Annotated in this window: 14 protein-coding genes and 1 pseudogene; all 15 read right to left on the bottom strand. The window is 71.4% G+C overall.

Going from position 1 to position 18,587, the window contains the following annotated elements:
* Nucleotides 1-111 precede the first annotated feature (111 nt).
* The gene (locus ACFYOJ_RS26605) at nucleotides 112-786 is read right to left on the bottom strand and encodes an HAD-IA family hydrolase (protein WP_356559031.1); all 675 of its coding nucleotides are present in this window, start codon (nucleotides 784-786) and stop codon (nucleotides 112-114) included.
* Nucleotides 783-1,946 (bottom strand): MFS transporter, encoded by a 1,164-nt coding sequence (locus ACFYOJ_RS26600; RefSeq protein WP_388598034.1) that lies wholly within the window; start codon nucleotides 1,944-1,946, stop codon nucleotides 783-785. The genes ACFYOJ_RS26605 and ACFYOJ_RS26600 overlap by 4 nt, the downstream gene beginning before the upstream one ends.
* 1,030 nt (nucleotides 1,947-2,976) lie before the next feature.
* Nucleotides 2,977-3,594 (bottom strand): MFS transporter, encoded by a 618-nt coding sequence (locus ACFYOJ_RS26595; RefSeq protein WP_356559502.1) that lies wholly within the window; start codon nucleotides 3,592-3,594, stop codon nucleotides 2,977-2,979.
* A 156-nt stretch (nucleotides 3,595-3,750) separates the two neighbouring features.
* Entirely contained in the window at nucleotides 3,751-4,944 is a 1,194-nt protein-coding gene (locus ACFYOJ_RS26590) for a peptidase M23 (protein WP_388598032.1), read from the bottom strand.
* Nucleotides 4,945-4,946: 2 nt separating this feature from the next.
* On the bottom strand, nucleotides 4,947-5,771 hold the full coding sequence (locus ACFYOJ_RS26585) for a hypothetical protein (protein ID WP_356559540.1): 825 nt from the start codon (nucleotides 5,769-5,771) through the stop codon (nucleotides 4,947-4,949).
* Between the two features lie 136 nt (nucleotides 5,772-5,907).
* Complete coding sequence (locus tag ACFYOJ_RS26580) at nucleotides 5,908-7,929, bottom strand: hypothetical protein (RefSeq protein ID WP_388598030.1); 2,022 nt, start codon at nucleotides 7,927-7,929, stop codon at nucleotides 5,908-5,910.
* Complete coding sequence (locus tag ACFYOJ_RS26575) at nucleotides 7,926-8,453, bottom strand: hypothetical protein (protein ID WP_356558720.1); 528 nt, start codon at nucleotides 8,451-8,453, stop codon at nucleotides 7,926-7,928. The genes ACFYOJ_RS26580 and ACFYOJ_RS26575 overlap by 4 nt, the downstream gene beginning before the upstream one ends.
* Nucleotides 8,454-8,509: 56 nt before the next feature.
* A complete protein-coding gene (locus ACFYOJ_RS26570) occupies nucleotides 8,510-11,110 on the bottom strand; it encodes an ATP-binding protein (protein ID WP_356558721.1) in 2,601 nt (866 codons plus the stop codon).
* On the bottom strand, nucleotides 11,107-11,943 hold the full coding sequence (locus tag ACFYOJ_RS26565; RefSeq protein WP_356558722.1) for a hypothetical protein: 837 nt from the start codon (nucleotides 11,941-11,943) through the stop codon (nucleotides 11,107-11,109). Before ACFYOJ_RS26565 ends, ACFYOJ_RS26570 begins: the two co-directional genes overlap by 4 nt.
* Nucleotides 11,940-12,764: a cell division protein FtsK gene (locus ACFYOJ_RS26560; RefSeq protein ID WP_356558723.1), complete on the bottom strand. Its 825-nt coding sequence runs from the start codon at nucleotides 12,762-12,764 to the stop codon at nucleotides 11,940-11,942. The genes ACFYOJ_RS26565 and ACFYOJ_RS26560 overlap by 4 nt, the downstream gene beginning before the upstream one ends.
* A complete protein-coding gene (locus ACFYOJ_RS26555) occupies nucleotides 12,764-13,351 on the bottom strand; it encodes a hypothetical protein (protein WP_356558724.1) in 588 nt (195 codons plus the stop codon). The genes ACFYOJ_RS26560 and ACFYOJ_RS26555 overlap by 1 nt, the downstream gene beginning before the upstream one ends.
* A gap of 10 nt (nucleotides 13,352-13,361) precedes the next feature.
* A complete protein-coding gene (locus ACFYOJ_RS26550; protein WP_210977805.1) occupies nucleotides 13,362-13,592 on the bottom strand; it encodes a hypothetical protein in 231 nt (76 codons plus the stop codon).
* Nucleotides 13,593-13,685: 93 nt separating this feature from the next.
* The gene (locus ACFYOJ_RS26545; protein ID WP_356558725.1) at nucleotides 13,686-14,726 is read right to left on the bottom strand and encodes a conjugal transfer protein; all 1,041 of its coding nucleotides are present in this window, start codon (nucleotides 14,724-14,726) and stop codon (nucleotides 13,686-13,688) included.
* A 245-nt stretch (nucleotides 14,727-14,971) separates the two neighbouring features.
* Entirely contained in the window at nucleotides 14,972-16,855 is a 1,884-nt protein-coding gene (locus ACFYOJ_RS26540) for a hypothetical protein (protein ID WP_356558726.1), read from the bottom strand.
* 763 nt (nucleotides 16,856-17,618) lie between these two features.
* A pseudogene (locus tag ACFYOJ_RS26535) lies at nucleotides 17,619-18,079 on the bottom strand (transposase family protein); the annotation flags it as partial.
* Nucleotides 18,080-18,587: the final 508 nt, after the last annotated feature.

The raw sequence follows: 18,587 nt of genomic DNA, 5'->3' as shown, positions 1-18,587 counted from the left end.
CCTGTTGTGGCGTGGCAGGTCCGCGCGGGCAGCGCTTCAGGTGCCGAGGCACGGTGCCTGCTGGGTGAATCGATCTTCGGATCGGCGGCCTGTGGACAGAGTCCGCAGATTTCAGGGGTGTCCGGCCGGCTGTCCGGTCGGCTGGGTGAGTTGTCGGGCGAGCTCGCCCGCGTCGCCGGTGTAGTGGTGTCCACGAAGCCCGAGGGAGGCCGCCGCTTCGACGTTGTCGGCCCGGTCGTCGGCGAACAGCGTCCGTTCCGGGGCGGGCCACCCTGCCGCGGCGAGCGCCACCTCGTAGGCGCGGCGGTGCGGCTTGTTCACGCCGATACGCGCGGAGTACACGGTCTTGGTGAACAAGGTGGTGCACCAGTCGGTGGCGTCGAGCGCGGCGGCCAGGGGCAAGGGTGCGTTGGACAGCAGCACGAGGGGCGTACCGGCGCGGTGCGCAGCGTGGAGGGCGGCCAGGACGGCTGGGTCGACGGTGGTCCACATCTGGGTGTCGGCGTGGGTCAGCGCCGCCAGCAGAGGACTGCCCGGCGGGGCGACGAGGCCACCGCGGAGCAGGCCGGCCCAGAAGACCTCGCTGGTGATGGTGCCCTCGTCGTAGGCCGTGCGCCGCTGCCAGAACGCCTTCTGGAACGCCTTGACGTCCTGCGGTGCCCACCCGGCGAGTTCGGCCAGGGCCTTCCAGTGGGTGAGGTCCGGCTGGACGCCGAGGACACCGTTGTAGTCGAGGATCGCGGCCTCGAGTCGGTCGGGGTGTACGGTCGACGCGGTGGTGGTCATCGTTGCTCCAGAGCTCGGTGGGCGGTCAGTGCGACGCAGGCGGCCAGGACGACGGGCAGCGTGAAAGCCGCGGGCAGGGTGCTGAGGGAGGCGAGTCCGCCAATCGCGGCAGGTCCGGCGAGCAGTCCGAGGTAGCCGGTGGCGGCGACGGTGCCGACAGCGCGCGGTCCTCCGTGCCCGGCGGCGCTGATGAGGGAGGGGACGGCCGTGGACAGGCCGAGACCGATGGCCATCCAGCCGAGCAGCGCGCTTGCCGGTGAGCCGATGGCGACGCCGGCGCCGAGGCCGACGGCGGCCAGAGCCGCGCCGCCCCGGACGGTGACGGAGGCGCCGAAGCGCGAAGTGAGCCGGTCTCCGAACAGCCGGCCGATGGCCATGGCGCCGCTGTATACCGCGTACGCGGCAGCGGCGGTGGCTTCGGAGGCGTGCAGTGAGCGCAGGTGGACGGCGGACCAGTCTGCGGCGGCGCCCTCGGCGAGGAGGCAGGCCGCCGCCATCGCGCCGAGCAGCCAGATGCGGACGCGGGCGGGGGTGGGCTGGGCGCGGTCCGCCGCGGGCACGGTGCCGGTGATGTCGTCGAAGCTCTGCGCGGCGCGTACGGCGCGGTGCGCGGCGAGGGCGGCGAGGGCGGTGGCGGCGCCGACCAGGGAGAAGAGCAGGCGGTACGGCATCCAGGTGGTGGCGACCACCAGCGCGGCGCCGGCGAGCGCGCCGATCGAGTAGGCGGCGTGCAGTCCGGACATGATCGGTCGCCGGTAGGCGCTCTGGCAGTTGACGGCCGATGCGTTGGCGCCGACGTCGAGGAGGCCGTGGGTGCAGCCGAACACTGCCGCGCCCAGGACCAGCGTCGGCAGGGTGGTGCACTGCCCGAGCAGTACGAGGGACCCGCCGAAGGCGATCGTCGGCCCGACGAGCAGGCGGGACGGCCCGTGCCGGGCGGCCAGGCGGCCTCCGACCTGGAGGCCGGCGACCATGCCGGCGGCCGCGGCAAGCAGGACGACGGCGAGCTGGCCGGCGCTGAGGTGGGCCGCGGCCTGGACCGCGGGCATCCGGGCGCCCCAGACGGCCATGATGATGCCGAGGGCGGCGAACACGCCGGTGAGCAGACGCCGGTCCGCTGCCGCCGCGGGAGCCTGAATGGCTGTGGGCGCGGTCGTCATCTCGCCTCCTGACGGGCGAGGTTGCGCGCGGCCGGGCGTGTTCGGCTCGCGCGGGGGCGGGGCGTGCTTCGGTGACGGCGCGGGAGTTGGCGGTGGGCCCGCGCGAGCATGACGAGGGGCATGGCGTCCTCACGTGGAAGCGGGAAGAGTCGGAGGCGCTCGGCAAGTCGGTTCTCGACGAGCGCGTAGCGCAGTTGGTCACCGGCCGGTGGTGAGCAGTGAGCATCCCGTGGTCGGCCTGTGGATGGAGTCCGCGCGATTCCCGCACCGACTGAGGGTTTTGCTCCATTACGTCACATATGGGGATGTTTGTTGTGGCGGGTTGGAAGGCAGGGCACGACGCCCTCGCCCCTGTGCCGGGCGGGAGCCGGACATTCATGGGGCCTGCGGCGGCGGAGCCTGCGGTGTGCGTGGAGTGTCGGGTTCATCTCGGTTCGGCCTGCGGTGCTGGTGAGGCGATGGCCGCCCGGGGGCGGGGTGCGAGGCGGTGCCGGGTAATCCACAGCAGCAGGCAACCGGCCGCTGCGCCTGCGGCTGAGACGGCCGCGGCCGCGACGGGTGAAGGGGCCGGGGACGAGGGCAGGTTCCGGCGGTTTGCCTCAGTCCCAGACAGGCGATCAGCCAGGCGGACGCCTCGGCGAGGGAGTTCGGCGCACGAGGTCGTCGAGTGCGTGGAAGCTGGTGACCAGGAGCGGCGCGAGGAACAGTCCGGGCAGGGGCGGCGAACATGGGCAGAACGCCGAGGAGGAGCCCGCCCGCGAGAAGCAGGAGTTGGCATGTCGGGGCTCCCGGCCAGCGCCGACGGCCGTAGTGGAGTGCGCCGGTCAGGCTGCCGACGGCGAGCGCGGCGGGGACCGCCGTAGCGAGGTAGTCGGCGGGGTGGCATTCGGCTGCTGCCACCGCCACCACGTTCAGGGCGCCCAGCGTGATGCCTGCGCCGAAGAGGGCGGCCGCCAGCGCGCAGTCCCGCGCTGCGGATCGGGCCGAACCAGTGCGCGCGGGTGGGTACCGGCTGCCAGGTGCGGGCCGGTCACGCGGAGAGGAACAGGGCGGTGCCGGCCAGTCCGGTCACGGCGGTGGCGGTGAGGACCAGGGCGGTGCCGGTCAGGATGTCGAGGGCGAGGACGAGCAGGGGCCCGCCGATGAAGACGACCTTCTGGGCGCAGGCGTCGAGGGCCAGCGCGGCTCGGCGTTCGTCCGCGTCGTTGACGACGTACGCCCACAGCACGCGGAGCGCAGCTTCCAGGGGCGGCGTGCACAGGCCGGCGGCCGATGCGAGAAGCGCTGCGGGGACCGGATGGGCGGCCGGGCGGAGGGTGACCAGCGCCAGGAAGGCCGCGGCGGACGCGAGGGAGGTGACGCCGAGAGCGAGGAGGTGGCCGTGCCGGTCCAGCAGGCGCCCCCATAGCGGCTGTCCGATCGCGGCGGTCAGTCCGTACGCGGCGGCGAGGACGCTGGCCAGGCGCAGGCTGCCACCGTCGGCGCGGACGGCGATCAGGAGCGCCAGCGGGTCCACCGCGACGGGCAGGTGGCCGATGACCGCGCCTGCCAGGAGGCGGGGGACGTGGGGGATGGTCAGGACGTCGCGGTAGCGGGCGGTTCGGCCGGCAGGGCGCGGCGGGCGGTGCATGAGGAGGCTGGTGGTCATGGGCGGGTGGTTCGGGCCGCCCGCAGGTGGTGGCGCCCTTCGCGCAGGCGGAGCGCAGTGCGTGCCGGGCGGAAGAGGCCCGTGGGAAGGGCGCCTCCCCGGCCGGGTGCGTACACCCGGCCGGGGAGGACTCGTTGCTCGTCGCGGCGGTGGTGGCTATCCGGCGCGGGGGAAGACGGGCGGTGTCCAGCCGATGTACTTCGCGCCCCACTTGGTCTCGAACAACTCGGCGTCGACGACGTCGATGTAGCCGGGCCTCAAGATGTCGTTCGAGGCAACCTTGCCGTCACCGAGGTAGACGGCGATGTGGCCGGCCCGGTGGCCGGTGTCCCAGTACATGAGGGCCCCGGCCGGGGGGTGCCGGTCACCGTCGTGCTGCATGGACTTGGGCACGACGCTGTAGTGGTCGATGGCGTAGTTGACGCCGCTGAAGTTCCAGCCGTAGACGATCGCGGTGAAGGCGAGGCAGCGCTGGTACCACTGCTTGGAGGATCCGGAGCCGGAGTTCTTCTTCGCCCAGGCGATCGCCTCCTCGACGCTGCGGGGGTTGTTCAGCTTCCAGGTCTGCTTGCCGTCGGTGAACTTGCCGCCGGCGCTGCCGCCGGCACCGCCGGTGCCCGGCTTCGTCACGCCGCAGTTGTCGTTGTCGCTGGTGACGGGCGTGGTGTCGTTGCCGGTGCTGCTGGAGCCGCCGGTGGTGGAGCCGTCGCGTTCGAGGTTGATGCCGGCGTCCTTGGCGAGCTTGCGCATCGCGGTCTCGTGCCCGGCGTACAGCTCGGGGTGGGCGGACTTCTGGACTTTCTGGGCGGCGTCGCCGAGGGGGAGCTTGTCCCAGCCCTTGATGTCGGCCAGGCCGTCGTTGGTGCCGCGGCCGAGGAAGAACGACTCGGCGGCGTAGCTCGGCGTCATGATCTGCTGCTTGGTGCCCCAGCCCATGGAGGGGCGCTGCTGGAACAGGCCGAGGCTGTCGGCGTGGCCGTGGTCCAGGTTCTGCAACGTGCTCTCCTGCATCGCGGTCATGAGCGCGATGAGGGTGGCGCGGCCGGGCAGTTTGGCCTTCTTGGCAACTTGGTCGATCTCCTTGGCGTACCCGACCTGCTGCTCGTGCAGGGTGCCGGTGGCCTGGGCGCCGGATCCATCGGTGCCCGAGACGGCGGAGGCGTCCGCGGTGCCGGGCCCGGTGTCTTCGCAGTCGGCGGCTCTGGCCTGACCGGCGGGGAAGAACATGCCGAGCAGGACCAGGCCGACGATAAAGATGATCATGGCGATGGCGCCGTACTTGAGCTGCGCGCCCTGTTTGACGATTCCGGTGGCCTTGAGGGCACCGCGCATGAGGTCCCGCTCGTCCACGGCTACTCCTTCAGCCCAAGGACGCGGGTGACCATCCAGCGGGAGGCGGCGTCCGCGCGCGCGACCTCGATGGTCAGGTGGCGGGTGTAGCTGTAGGGGTCAGTGGCCTTGACGTCGAGGGTGACGTCGGCCTGCAGGTACACCCGGACCGATGTGTCCGGGGCGGGCCGGTCCTTGGCGCTGGGCTGGCCGATGTCGACCTTGGTGGGCGTGGCCTCGGTGGCCTGGGCGGCCACCAGCTGGTTGAAGTCGCGGTCGTCGTGACGCTCCAGGTTCTGAACGAGCGGGGTCGAGGCGTAGGGGGCGGCCCGTTCGACGGCCGCCTTGTGGCTGCCGTCCTGAAGCGGGCGGCGGGTGGTGTAGGCGGTGACGAAGGCCTTGGCGACGGCTGTCGGGTTGTCGGCCACGGCGGGTGCGCTCGCTGTGGGGGTGGGCGAGGTGCTCGGCGCGGCCTGGAGGGCGTCGACGGTCGGGGTCGTCTGGGGCTTCGCGGTGTCGGCGTCCCTCTGGTCGGGCCACAGCCAGGCGGCACCGGCGACGGCAGCGGCCACGATCAGCGCGATGACCGGAATGGCTGTCGGGGTCGGGGTCTTCTTGCGTTTCTCGCGGATCCACTCGGTGCGCGCGTCGCGGTGGGCCGAGCGCCACCGGCGCTTGGCCTTGCGGCGCCTTCGTCCGCGCAACTCGTCTATCTCGGGCGGGAGTTCCTCTCGGGCCAGCAGTTCGCGCCACTCGGCGGCGGTCTGCGGGACCGGGGCCCGGCTGGGCTTCCTGCGGGACGGGGCGGAGTCGGCGTCAGGGCTGCGGGGGTCGTTCTCGTGCGTCACAGAGGGCTCCGTACAGGCAGGGCATGGGTGTATGCGGGCATGGCGGGATGGCCCCGGGGCGGTCCCGCTGCCGGGTGCGGCGGGACGGCCCCGGGGGTCACGTGCAGGTAGGTAGGGCGGTGCCGGTCAGGAGGGCTCAGGAACTCCGGTTCGGCCTCGGGGGTCCGTTGCGGGTGCCGCTGGCGGGCAGGGCGCCGCTGCCGGGCGGGCGGCCGGGTGTGCGCGGTGGCCGCGGGCTGGCCGGCGGCGGATACGTGCGGAACCTCGCTCCGGTCGGGTTGGCCGGCCGGTTGATGACGGTGCCCTGGATCGTGGTGGGCCGGTGGGACGGGTTGGCCGGCGGTACTCCGGTGTGGCGGGGCGCGCCGGGCCGCACGGTGTATCCGCCCGCGGTGGTCCCTGCCCGGCCGGTGTGTCCGGGGCCGGTGGGGCGGCGGGGCGGTCCGGGGCGGGTGCGCCGTCCTGCGGGTCCGCCCGGAGTGCCGGGGCCGGTGCCGGCGGGGCCGGTGGGTCCGCTCGGCCCGCCGGGCAGGCCCGGCCGGGCCTGCCCGGGCCGGTGCGCGGTGGGCGGGTAGCTCGGCGGCGGCGGGATGGTGCGGCTGGGGCGGCTGCGGACGTCGCCGGTGTTGGACGAACCGCTCGTGCTGTCGTCGTCGCTGCGTCCCCTGCTGCCTCGCCCGCCGCCGTGTCTGTCGGGTGCGGGGCGGCGGGCCATGCCGCCGAAGCGGCCCCGTCGACGGCCGCTGACCGCGTTGCGCAGGCGGCGTGCGGAGGCCATCCGGCCCAGCGTGTTGAGCACTCCGCGCCCGGCCATCTGGGCGCCGCCGGCGCTGACGATGCCGTCGAGGCGGCCCTTGACCTTGAAGGCCATCGCGGCTGCGCAGATGTTGAGGCAGCTGACCATGAGCCAGCCGTAGGTGGGCAGCAGCGACATCAACGCGACGCTGACCACCATGACCGAGCCGAGGAGCATGGTCGCGGTGAAGCTCACCATCACCAGGCCGATCAGCATTTCGAACCACTGCACCCCCCACTGCCTCGGCTTTCCGGGGATGCACCAGAGGGTGGCGAAGGCGACGCCGCAGACCAGCAGCATCAGCGCGCCGATGAGGCTGGCCAGCGTGGTGAAGGCCAGGGTCAGGGCGAGGGCGCAGAAGATGGCGCAGGCGACGATGGCGGCGATGAGGACGCCGATCCGACCGCCGGGGGTGTGGCCCTGGCGCCACTGGACGGCTTCCTTTCCGACCGTTTCGTCGTCGAGGGTGGAGGAGAGGTAGTCCTCGCGCGCGTCCATGTCGGTGCCGCGCTTGACGACTTCGTAGCCCCACTTCTGGCATGCGTTGACGGACCCGAGGTCCGCGATGCACCAGGGTGTCGCGACGTACGTGCGCCACACGGCGTCGGCGGCCTTGCGGACGGTGTTGTCCTTCTCGTTGTCCGACCACTTCGGGGTGGGGGTCTTGAAGGGCATGGCGGCGTCTTCGTTGCCGGTCAGGCCGGCGCCGATCGTCGTCATGGCGACCGATGCGCCCAACTGGCGTCCGTTGTCGATGCCCTTGACCCATGTCGAGGGCGCGACCAGGAAGGTCGTGGCGATCGCTGCGGACGCGGCGACCCAGGCGATCTGCCCCATCGGGGAGGATTCCGACTTCTTGGCCCAGGCGACGAATCCGCCGACGGCGACGGCGGTGGGCAGGAAGGTGGTCATCATGGGGCCGGCCGCGGCGCCGATCGCCCGGGAGATGGCGTTCTCAATCTCGGGGAGGCTGACCACGCTGAAGCACCAGCCGACCACCACCACGGCGGCCCGGCCTATGTCGATGAGGACGTCCAACAGCGTGTTGCCGAAGCCGTGGAGCCAGCCGTCGATGAGGTCGCCGCCGGTCAGGTCGTCGGAGAGCTGCTTGTCGAGCTGGTACACCCCGGGGCTGAAGGACTCGAAAAGGGTGCCCTGGCCTGGGGGTTTGAAGGGGGACGGCATCATGTCGCCGATGCCGCCGGGCTTGTACTTGTCGGTGTCGTCGGCGGCCGCGGCCGGGGCGAGGACGCCGAGGGTGGCCAGGATGCCGGCTGTGGGGATCAGCAGGGTACGCAGGCGCGGGAGGGCGAGCCGGAGCCGGACCGCCGCGCTGCGGAGTCGTTTCAGCAGGTCCTTCATGCCGCCCGCTCCAGTGTCTGGGCCACCGGGTTCCCGGCGGGTTCGGCGGGGGCGTGGCCGGCCTCGTCGAGCCGGGCCACGCGCCAGTGGCCGTCTTCCTCGGTCAGGCGCAGCAGGTAACTCCAGGGGGTCGGGCCGCACTTGCGGACGGTGACCAGGGCTTCCTTGCCCGCGGGCTGGGTGGCGGTGGCGGGCACGTCGCGCAGGCGGGCGACGGTGACGGTCGCCGGTGCGTTGTTGGGCTGCCGGTTGCGGAAGGCGTTCTGGTGGGCCGTGATGCAGCCGGCCAGGGTGCCTCCGTCGTCGGGGAAGCTGGGACGGTTGGTCGTCGTCGCCAGCTCGCACATCGTCTCCGGGCTGGCCGTCCCGTTCGCCAGGCCGGTCATGTAGGCGGTGGCGGTGCTGGTGGCGCGTTCGGCGGGTGTGCCGCGCGGCCTGGTGGGGTCGCTTCCGCAGGCGCTGAGCGTGCCGAGCGCCGCGCAGGCCGCGACCGTGGTGGTCAGGGTGCGCTGTCGTGGGGTCACGGCGGGCTGCCTCCTTGGTGAGCAGGCGGCGTCGGCCTGCCCGCTGCGGGTGGGGGTCATGCGACTTCCGACCCTTCCTGCGGCGGGTTGTGGACAGAGTCCGCGGACTCGGCGCCGGGGAACTTCTCCAGGTCCACGGCGTCCTTCAGGGCGTCCTCGTGGTCCTTGGCCTGGTCCTTGGGGTTGGTGGACAGTGCGCGCAGCAGCTCGTAGGAGGGGGCGTCCCACTGCATGGTCGCCACCCGGTCGCGGCGGTCGCGCACGATGCAGTGGCCGTGGCGGATGTCGCCGTGCGCGTCCTTGCCGACGCCGTGGATCAGGGCCCGGGTGCTGTCCGAGACGGGCAGACGCAGCAGCTCGGCCATCGCGTCCTGCTGGGAGCGGGTGCTCTGCTCGAAGGCGCAGACCGTCGTGATGGCCTCCAGTACGCCGTCCATGCCGAGCAGGGACTTGGGGTCCTGGGTGTCGATCGCGAGGGAGGTGTCCAGGGCTCGTCCGGTACGGGCGATGTAGTCGATGAAACGTCGGCCGTCGTCGGTGCCGGTGAGGACGTGCACCTCCGGGATGGCCACGACCTTGGGGAGATTGCGCAGGTCAGGGCGGGCGGAGGTGTTGAGCGCGTACGCGATCAGGCCGCGCATCAGCGCGAGGGAGACCCGCTCGGTCATCGTCATCTCGCCGGGGCGGGTGCCGGCCTGTGGCATCGTCAGGCCGGGCACCTGGACCAGCCACAGGCCCGGCTCGGGGCGCAGGGGCGAGGCGCCGTCGTGGGGGTTGCCGAGCAGCGGTGCGCCGAGCTGGGTACGCGACAGCTCCGCGAGGGCGTCGCCGGCCTCGACGGCGAGCGGGTCGCTGCTGGCCTGCAGGTACTCGATGACCCGCCAGGTCGCCGCGTCCTCGTGCTGGGCGACGGCGTTGCAGGCCCGCAGCAGGTGTGTCTCCACGCCGGCTTCGCGCATCCGCTCCGGCAGGATGATCAGCAGTTGCGAGACGACCTGGAGCGCGGCGTCGCCCTTGGGCAGGAGCCGGAAGACGTCGGCGACGGCCGGGGTGTCGACACCGCAGGTGACGTGATGCGAGTCCAGGCCGAGGTACTCGCCGGCCTTCACCAGGCCGGCTTCGTCACCCTTGAAGCCCAACATCAGGCTGAAGGCGCCCTTGAGGCCGGCGATCAGCGTCGCGAGCATCATGCTCGTCGTCTTGCCGCGGCCCGACCTTCCGACGAAAGCGGTGGTGGTGGCGTCACCGCGGGCGCTGCCGGCGGTGATGTCGATGCGGCACACCCCCGGGGTGGTGCCGGTGAGCAGCCCGGCGATCGGCCCCTCGTCGTCCCCGGCCTCCGAGCCGCCCCAGAACATGCTGGCGGCGAGAGCGTCGGTCGTGCGGATGTGGCCCAGGTCCAGCACCCGGAGCATGTCGCCGATCTGCGCCTCCAGCCACAGCTCCCGCTGCTCCTCGGAGGCGACGGTGACGTCGATGGACAGGCCCGCGTAGTGGGCGATGACCGCATCCGTGCGGGCGCGCAGGTCCTCGAGGGACTCGGTGGAGGAGACGATGATCCGCGGGTGGTCCTCCAGCAGCGTCATGCCGTCGCGGGACATCTGCCGGCGCAGGTCCTCCATCACCGCTTCGGTCTCTTCGGTCTCCGCGAACGTCTCGCCGGCCGACCCTTCGGCCGCCGAGCGGCGCTGCTCCTTCGCGGACTGGCGCTGCTTGTCCACGGACTTGATCGCGTGGCCCTTCGTCCACACCGTGAACCGCACGCTCGCCTCGGGGCAGACCAGGGCGTCATCGCCCGTTTCCGGATGGGAGTAGGTGATCTCGGAGAGGCAGCGCAGCCACTCCTGCTCGCCGGGGGTGACGAGCTGCTCGGGGAAGGCGGGCATCGCCAGCACGCTGACCCAGGCCGCTGTCTCACCGCGGGCGTCCATCAGCCTCATGTGGTCCGCGTGGGGGATCGCCTTGGACTGGGTCAGGCGGACCAGGGAGGCACCGCTGATGGTGGGCAGGTGGGGCGGGGCCGGCTGCGGGCGGAAGCTCTCGCGGGAGACGGCCCAGGCCAGCAGTTCCGCCGGCGCGATCCGCGCGCGCCAGGGGGTGGCCTCCAGGCGCCGCTCCATCCTGCGGGCCAGTCCGTCGAGGTGGGCGAGTTCGGTGTCGTCCAGTCCGGTGTGGCCGACGCCGAGCGCGCCGGCCACACCGTTCTTGACGGTGGCGTTGGCCGCGGAGTCGCGCTCGACCAGGCGTATGCCGAGCAGGATGTGCCGCTGGGGCAGGTCGAGGGTGTCCAGGCGGCGGGCCCACATGTCGGCGACCGCCTCGACATCGCCGGCCGTGAAGATCTGCCGCGCTTCCTCGCGGTAGTCCTCACCGTCCAGGCGCGCCCAGATCACCTTGAGGTGGCATTCGTAGCCCGGCAGGACCTTGGCGAGCGCGAGGGCGGCCGCGTCCTGCTCCATGTCCTGGCGGTCCTCGGGCATCAGGTCCGTGTTGGAGGAGGAGAGGGTGAACCAGGCCTCTGCGGCGACGTCGGTGACGACCAGGCCGTCGGCGATGGCCACCAGCTGCGGTTCCTTCATCAGGCGCTCGGCACCCAGGCCGAGCAGCCGGCCGAACTTGGACGCGGACTTCTTCGCCGCCTTCGTGGTGGTGCTCATCGGTGGGACTCCTTCGGGGTGCGGGCCGCGAGGCGGGCGAAGTCGGCGGCGTCGTGCTCGCTGATGCGGGCGGCCTGGACGAAGCGGTGGGCGCCGTCGCGGGTGACGTGATGCCACAACCCGGGGCGCGGCACGGGGCCGGCCGGCCGGGGCCGGCCGGAGAGTCCGGCGCTGATCCAGGTGCGTTCGCTCGGCGCGTTCAGCAGGCGGGTGGAGAACAGGTCCCGCGTCAGGTGCCGGAGCCCGCCGGGCAGTTCCCGGCAGGCGAGGACGACCTGGATGCCGGCCGGACGGCCGTGGGCCAAGATCGCGGTGAGCGCGTCCAGCGCCACCCCATTGGGCCGCGGGTCCGCCTGGTGGTCCAGCAGCGCCGTGGTCGTGCCGTCACTCTCCACCAGCAGCAGTCGCCGGGGGCCCGGCCGGCCCTGCATGGCCCGGTTGCGGGCCTGGTGCGCGAGACCGAGCAGGTGCCGGTGCAGCTGGACGGGATCGTCGACGTAGGTGACGCGCTCCAGTGCGCGGGCCCAGGCATGTTCGACGTGGTGGACGTCGAGGATGTCGAGGTGGTGGCCGGCGGCCAGAGCCTGCACGCCCAGGGTGCGCAGGAGCTCGGTGGTTCCGGTGCCGGGCGGGGCGACGGTCAGGACGTGCCCGTCACCGGGGGTGAGGTAGACACCGTTGCCCTCGGCGTCGAGTCCGATCAGCGGGTGCTCGCTTGCGCGGGCGGCCGTACGGCCGGCCCCGCTGGTGAGCTGCACGTCCACCGGAACGCTCGACCCGGGCGCAGGCAGCGTGCCGGGTGTCGGCCGGGCGAGTCGGGTGAGGAACCTCATGCCGCCTCACCCGTCTCGATGACGCCGCGGGCCAGGGCGCGGGCTTCGACGTCGCTGAGGTAGAGGGCCTGGAACGCGGTCACTTTCTGGTCGGCGACGACGTGCATGCGGCCCGGGATGAGGGAGTAGGGCGGGATGGACCACACCTCGGGGGCGACGCGCTGCCACAGCGCGGCGCCGCCGTAGGCGAGGATCCGGGTCGGGAAGACGTCCTTGACGGGGACGGCGCCCAGGCCCGGCAGGCCGACGCGGGGGTTGCCGGCGAAGACCTGGATGCCGAAGGCGGGGCCGGCGCCGAGAAGGACACCGAGCGCCTCGACGCCGGGCGCCTCCTCCAGCTGCGTCTCCGGCCGGGTCTGGGACCAGTACTCGCGCAGCCCGTAGGCGACGGTGCCCAGGTGCTCGATCACCATGACGCGGCGGCCGCGCCAACTGCCGTCCCATTCGCCGGTGCCGTCCTGCAGGGCGGCGACGTTGAGCAGCAGATGGTCGTGGATCTCTGCGATCCGCGACAGGTAGCGCACGCCGGGCAGGTCGCGGGCCCAGTGGTGGCCGGTGCCGCCCGGGTCGACGAGGTCGACGCTCGCGCCGAGCGCGAGGGCCTGCGCGGTCAGCGACCGCAGCAGGGTGGTGGTGCCGCCGCCGGCGCCGGTGGCGACCAGGGCGTGCGCGGCGCCGGTGTGGAGGTGGACCGGCTGGTCGCCGTCGGCAAGGCCGAGCAGCGGGGTACGGGCGGCGTTGAGCGCGGGCAGGGTGTGCGGGTCGGCCAGGCGCACCGTCTTGCGCAGGGCCTGGATCGGGATGGAGGTCTGGTCGGTCATCAGCTGCTGCCCTTCGGTGCGTGCCGGGCGGCGCTGCGGCGCCGCTTGGCGGTCTTGCTGCGGGCCCTGGCGACGGCGTCGGGGCCGTACATGCGCAGGCGAGGCCGCAGGTGGGCGGGCTTCCCGCAGGACTCGGCGGCGTCCGGGTGGTCGCCGTCGGTGGTGAAGTAGGAGGAGAAGGCCGGCATCTCGGCGAGCTGCGGGGCGCGTTCGCCCAGCCGCTGCGCGCGCAGCCGCAGACCGACCTTCGGCGGGGGGATGCGGCCGCGGCCGATGACCGGGCGCACCCCGTGGTTGAGGTAGTTCAGCCGCACCCCCCAGAGCAGAAGGTTGGTCCGCCGCCAGTACGTGGCCGAACGTTTCGCCCCGTAGTAGGTGAGGAAGAGCGGCGGCAGCAGGAACAGCGGGATCAGCGGCTTGAGGGGGAACCCGAAGAGCAGCAGCCAGGCGCCCCACCACAGCGGGAAGATCACGGCGCCGTAGCGCAGAGTGGTCCGCGGCAGCCCCTCGCCCAGGTCCAGGCCCAGCAGCTCGTGCTGCCGGGTCTCCAGGTCCCAGTGCCGGGTGTACGTGCTGGAGGTTCGCATCGCCGCCGCCTCAGCCCGTGAAGACCGTGGCGATCTTGGCGCCGACGAACTTGAGGATGTTGACGGCCTGCGTGGGGGTGAAGATCATCACGGCGACGACGGCGCCGCCGACGATGTGGCTGATCAGGGCGCCCCATTCCTTCTTCATCCAGTGCCCGAAGCCGCGGACGGCCAGGACGGCGACGAAGAGGGAGCCGACGATGGCGAGAATCCATGAAACGAGCGCGTTGTCTCCGCCCATGGGTGATCCACTCCTTGGGTTGGTGGGGAAGGATGTGCTGAGCCGGCCGGACGGGCGGGCCCGGGGCTGTGCCGCGGCGAGGGGCGGGTGCGGCTACGCGGTCTTCGCGGTGACCGCCTCGACCTGCCAGCGGCTCGCGCTGCTGGCCGAGACCTTGGTGAGGGTGATCTGGTAGGTCTGCTGGATCTGGGCGCCGCCGAGCTTCCAGCGCACGGTCGCCGTGCCGACGCGCTTGTCGCCGCTGCCGGCATCGACGACCCAGGTGTCGAGGGTGTCGAGGGCGAGTCCGGGGCCGAGCGGCTGGATGTCGGCGCCGGGCGCGGCCGCCTGGTCCGCGTCGCCGGCAGCCCAGGACTTCAGGAAGTCGGCGACCGTCTCGCGCGTCAGCACGGAGAGCTGGGAGTCGGCCTCGGGAACGTCGGGCGCCTTGTACTCGGCGGCGGTCGGCATGCCGACCATCGCGGGCTCGCCGGTGACCACGACACGGCCCTTGCCCTGCGCGACGGGAACCTCCAGGCCGCGCCAGCTCGTCGCGGTCCGCGTCTTGTTGCCGCTGCCGGTCACGACGCTCACGCGGACGTCGACGCGGACGCGGGCCCGCTTTCCGCCGACCTGGGTGACGGTGCCCGGGATGGTCTGCGCCACCAGCTGGACGCCGGCGCCGTTCCAGCCGAGCTTCGGGTCGATCCCCTTGGCGAGGTCCGCCTCGAGCTCCTTCGCCCGGGCGTCGGGGTCGGCCGCGTTCCAGGTCAGGTACGAGCGGGCGAAGCGGGCGGCGACCTGCTGTGCCTCGGCTTCGGGCACGTTGTTCTTCCTCGCCTCGGCCTGGGGGTCCGCCTGCTCGATGGGGGCCGGCGGCTTGGCGGGGAAGATCCACGTTCGCACGCCGGTGAACGCGGCCAGTCCGATGACCAGCCAGATCGCCACTCGGCCCGCCTTGCGTGCCGCCGAGCGTCCCGAGGACTCCTCCTCTTCCGCCCAGCCGAGCGCGGCCGGCGCCCGAGACGGCGTCCTGTCCTTCCCGGCCTCCGGGAGCGTCGGCTCCACCGAGACGTCGGCGGCCGCCGTGCTTTCCTCTTCACCGCCCTTGGGCTCTTTCGGTGGAAGATTCAGCATCTTCCGCAGCGCACTCATCCCGCACTCCTCGGCCAATTCGCAATACCCGACCTCCGCGCATAAGGGCATGACGGATCGCCATACGGCCTCACGCTTTTCGCGGAAAGCTCACACGGGAAACGTAAAAGCGATGACCTGTGGATAAGTTCCGGCGACTTTGCGGCCGCCGCCCTTGGAAGGGGCCACCGCGTGGCTGCAGGGAGCAAAGAAGGGGGCCACGGGAAATCCCGTGGCCCCCTTCAAGGTGCCTATGCGTGCCGCGCTCAGTCGTCGCCGTCGCCGGCCTGCTCGTCGAGGGCGTCCTGGCCGGCCTCTGCAGCGTCGTCCTCGTCGAGGCCGGCGGGCTTCTCGTCCTCCTCGGGCCCGTAGTACTGGGCGAGGTCGGCCAGGGTGAACAGTTCCCTGCCGTCGACGACCTGGCCGGTGGGGAAGTTTTTCCGGCGCCGCTTGTGCTGGCGCATCAGCTCGGCGCTCACCTCGATCCCCGTGCTCGCGAGCCTCCGGGAGATCTCCGCCAGCGGCAGCAGTTCGACCTCCTGGGCGGTCTCGGTCACGCCGTCCTGGGCCCCGGTCGCTTCCAGGGCCGGCGCGTCCTTGACCGTGCTCACCGACGGCGCCGTCCCTCCGTCACTCTCCTGGCCTGCGGCTATGCCCTCCGCTGCGGACTCCTTGGTGAACAGCGGCGTGGACTTCTGCAGCAAGGACGGCAGCCGCTGCGGGCTGCGGGCCGGCGGCGCACCGTACAGGTCCTCGGTGCTGTAGCCGAACTGCTTGCGCAGCTCCATGCTGTGGGCGCGGAAGTCCTCCGGGTCCGCGTACGGGACCTGGATCCAGACCCGGCGGTTGCCTTCGATGATCATCATGCGGCCGGCCCGGTCGACGGACTCCGGCACAGGCGTCGTGTTGACGATCATCTTCCACTGGTTCGCGTTGAAGTTGCCCATCAGGATCATCCGGAACATGTTGCGCAGGCCGCGGGAGCCGACCGCTGCTTCCCGCAGGTCCTGGAAGACGCCGATGATCGTGACGTTGACGTGCCGGCCCATACGCATGATGGACGCGATGTCGCCCCAGATGGGGTCGCTGGCCGGTTCGCCCTTCTCCTTGTTCTCGTTCCACCATTCCTTCGACGCGTCGCCGAATTCGTTGCCCTCTTCAAGGATGAGGGTGAGCCGGTCGAAGTTCTTTCGCGGATTGGTCTTCTTCACGTAGTTCCGGGCCTCCACCTCGCGGGCCGCCCAGGAAATCGCGGACCGCATGTCCCCGATGTTTCCTGGGTCGGTATAGAGGTGCACGCCTTCCACACCCTCGAAGCAGTTGATGGACGCCATCTTCACGTCGATACCGATGACCGTCGCGCGCTGCCGCACGAGCTGCGTAATGATCATCTGGAGGAACGAAGACTTACCTCCACCCGAACCGACCGAAAGGGCCCACATCGCGGTTTCGCCGGTCATTTCCTTGATTACCGGACGTTGTCGCTCGTCGATGCCGAGCACGAGCTGCCCCGGCTCGCACGCGGCGATCGCCTCCTGCACAACGTCGCTGAAGAAGTCGACCTTCTCCGGCGGCTCCAGCTTGGGCTTCGGCTTCTGCGGGGTGAACACGACGTTGAACGGATGGTCCTTGAGGTTCCACTCCCCCGCCCACAGCCCGCCCATCCGGTCCTGGACCAGCTCACGCATCTGGTCCTTGAAGCCGCCCGGATCGTGCCAGCCGTCGGGGAGACGCACCGCGACGAAGGAGCGGTCGATCGGGATGGTGAGGGCGCGCAGCCGCTGATGGTCGTCCCACCCGGAGAGCAGGTCCTTCAAGGCCATCGACATCGGGACGACCAGGGACCGCATGTGCCGGCGACGGCCGCGCCCGCGGATCGCGGCGATCACCACCACCGGCACGGCCACGGCCGCAGCCACGACGGACACCCGGATCACGCGGTCGTGGTCCTCGATCCACCACCACATCCACGCCGCCCAGCCCGCCCAGGCCAAGAACACCAGCCTCAACAGGGCAATCCCCCACCGCGGCAGACCGCCCGGCGGTCTCGGCTCACCGTCCAGCGGAGCCCCGCTGACGAACCGACCGAAAGCTATGGCCCCCTGCTCCAGGCCGTCTTCGAGCTGCTTGTCGAACTTGGTCTGCGCCACGGCCCACATCCCCTTCCACGTTCGGCTCTTCACCCGCTCCCGCACGCACACGGAAGGGCGATCAGCGGCGAACGTAGAAAGATGAACCTGTGGACAGAGTCCGAGGACGCGCAACTCCCCGGCCCCGCCGAACCGGCTGTGACAACGCAAGCTAGTTGGCAAGTCAGCACGTTTGTTGACAAACGGCGCTGACGACCAGCGGGTCCGCCGACCGGCACTCCAGGCTGTGCGCGGCTAACGGGAGGGTCACCGGGCCGCCGAACACCGCCCCGGACAACTGCACCCGCCCGGCGCACACCAACAGACCGAGACTGGCCGCCCGCTCGAGAATCGTGTGTTCGAACCTGGCGTCGCCCTGGAAGGTTGCCGCCTCGAACCGGGTGAGTCCGAGGCGGGGTCGCGGAGAGCGTTGAGGAGGGGTTCGGTGAAGGGGGTAGCGCTGTGGTCGATGTCGGTGCCGAGGGTCAGGCCGGCCAGGTGAGCGAGGCGTGCGGTGTGGCTGGGGACGTGGATGCCGCGGCAGCCGACGGGATCCTCCGCGGTGGCGCCGTGGCCACAGTGCGGCCAGCCAGGCGGAGTGGGGGATGGTCCGGGGCTGGGGTGTGGCATATCCGAAGGACAATCGAGCACGGCCGGATGGTTGCCAGCCTCGCCTCAGAGGCCGCAGCACTGAAATCTTCGCTGCGGTACTGAACCGTGTACTGAAATGAATCGTGCACTACTGAAGTCTTTCGTGCGGTCCGACACTGAGCGTTTTCCATCCTCAGTCTGAGCTGGTCAGATGCAGGCAGAGGACAGCTCGGACGAGGCGCGTGATGCGTGTGGTCGAGCACCGCAGTTTGCGGAGGAGCCGCCAGGACTTGAGGGGGCGACGGCCTGTTCGATGAGGGCCCGGACCTTCGCGTGGGACCGGTTGACGGCCTTCTGGCCCGCGGACAGCGTCTCCCGCCGGCCCCGGTACGGGACGCGGACCGTGCTCCCGGCGCCTCGGTAGCCCTTGTCTGCCCAGCAGGTGACCTGGGCGTCCGCGAGAGCGGCGATGATGCCGTGCTCACAGGCGGCCCGGACATCGTGCACGGCACCGGGCAGGGCAGGTGAGGCCCACAGCAGCCGGCCGGAGGGATCGGCCAGGACCTGCACGTTCATCCCGTGCTTCTTGTGCTTGCCGGAGCAGAAGGGATGGTCCGCGGCGATGCGGTCGATCGGCAGCAGAGTGCCATCCAGCTACGAAAGAACAGCAGGGTCGCGAAATGCGAATGATAGGCTCTCAAATGTCGTCCATATCGAGGACGGGACCTGTGCAGCCTCCAAGCAACAGCATGTCCCGTCCGGGCGAGACATGGATGCAAGGTGGGGCCCGCTTGGCGGGCCCCCACCGTCACACCCTGGTCAGGACAGCCATGACTTGATCACGTACGCACACCGTACGGCGACCAGAACGAACTACGCCACCAAGGCCACAGCCTTGAGTTGGCGCCGCAAGAGCACCCAGCGGCGACGCCTTGACTTCGGCCGATCCGCCTTCTGGACCGGTTGCTGACCAGGATCCTGCACGTCTATCACCCCCTTTCCGTGATGCGACCGGAAAAGGCGGACTGACGCTCGTCGCTGACATCGGCAAGAGCCGGCCGATGAGCCCCCCTGGTGAGACCCGCTGCGGGGCCGCCGGCCGCGACCTTCCTGGACCTGCCCGCCGACAGCCCCGGCGGCAGCGTCGAAGTCTTCCTCGACC

The sequence above is a fragment of the Streptomyces sp. NPDC006384 genome (assembly GCF_042870695.1).
In the GTDB taxonomy this organism is placed as follows: domain Bacteria; phylum Actinomycetota; class Actinomycetes; order Streptomycetales; family Streptomycetaceae; genus Streptomyces.
This window is presented reverse-complemented; position numbering and strand designations above follow the sequence as displayed.

What these genes read in the sequence shown, in the direction of transcription:
- ACFYOJ_RS26565 (WP_356558722.1), bottom strand. Translation starts at nt 11,943, where the DNA reads ATGAGGTTCCTCACCCGACTCGCCCGGCCGACACCCGGCACGCTGCCT.
- ACFYOJ_RS26570 (WP_356558721.1), bottom strand. Translation starts at nt 11,110, where the DNA reads ATGAGCACCACCACGAAGGCGGCGAAGAAGTCCGCGTCCAAGTTCGGC.
- ACFYOJ_RS26555 (WP_356558724.1), bottom strand. Translation starts at nt 13,351, where the DNA reads ATGCGAACCTCCAGCACGTACACCCGGCACTGGGACCTGGAGACCCGG.
- ACFYOJ_RS26560 (WP_356558723.1), bottom strand. Translation starts at nt 12,764, where the DNA reads ATGACCGACCAGACCTCCATCCCGATCCAGGCCCTGCGCAAGACGGTG.
- ACFYOJ_RS26580 (WP_388598030.1), bottom strand. Translation starts at nt 7,929, where the DNA reads ATGAAGGACCTGCTGAAACGACTCCGCAGCGCGGCGGTCCGGCTCCGG.
- ACFYOJ_RS26595 (WP_356559502.1), bottom strand. Translation starts at nt 3,594, where the DNA reads ATGACCACCAGCCTCCTCATGCACCGCCCGCCGCGCCCTGCCGGCCGA.
- ACFYOJ_RS26550 (WP_210977805.1), bottom strand. Translation starts at nt 13,592, where the DNA reads ATGGGCGGAGACAACGCGCTCGTTTCATGGATTCTCGCCATCGTCGGC.
- ACFYOJ_RS26545 (WP_356558725.1), bottom strand. Translation starts at nt 14,726, where the DNA reads ATGAGTGCGCTGCGGAAGATGCTGAATCTTCCACCGAAAGAGCCCAAG.
- ACFYOJ_RS26600 (WP_388598034.1), bottom strand. Translation starts at nt 1,946, where the DNA reads ATGACGACCGCGCCCACAGCCATTCAGGCTCCCGCGGCGGCAGCGGAC.
- ACFYOJ_RS26605 (WP_356559031.1), bottom strand. Translation starts at nt 786, where the DNA reads ATGACCACCACCGCGTCGACCGTACACCCCGACCGACTCGAGGCCGCG.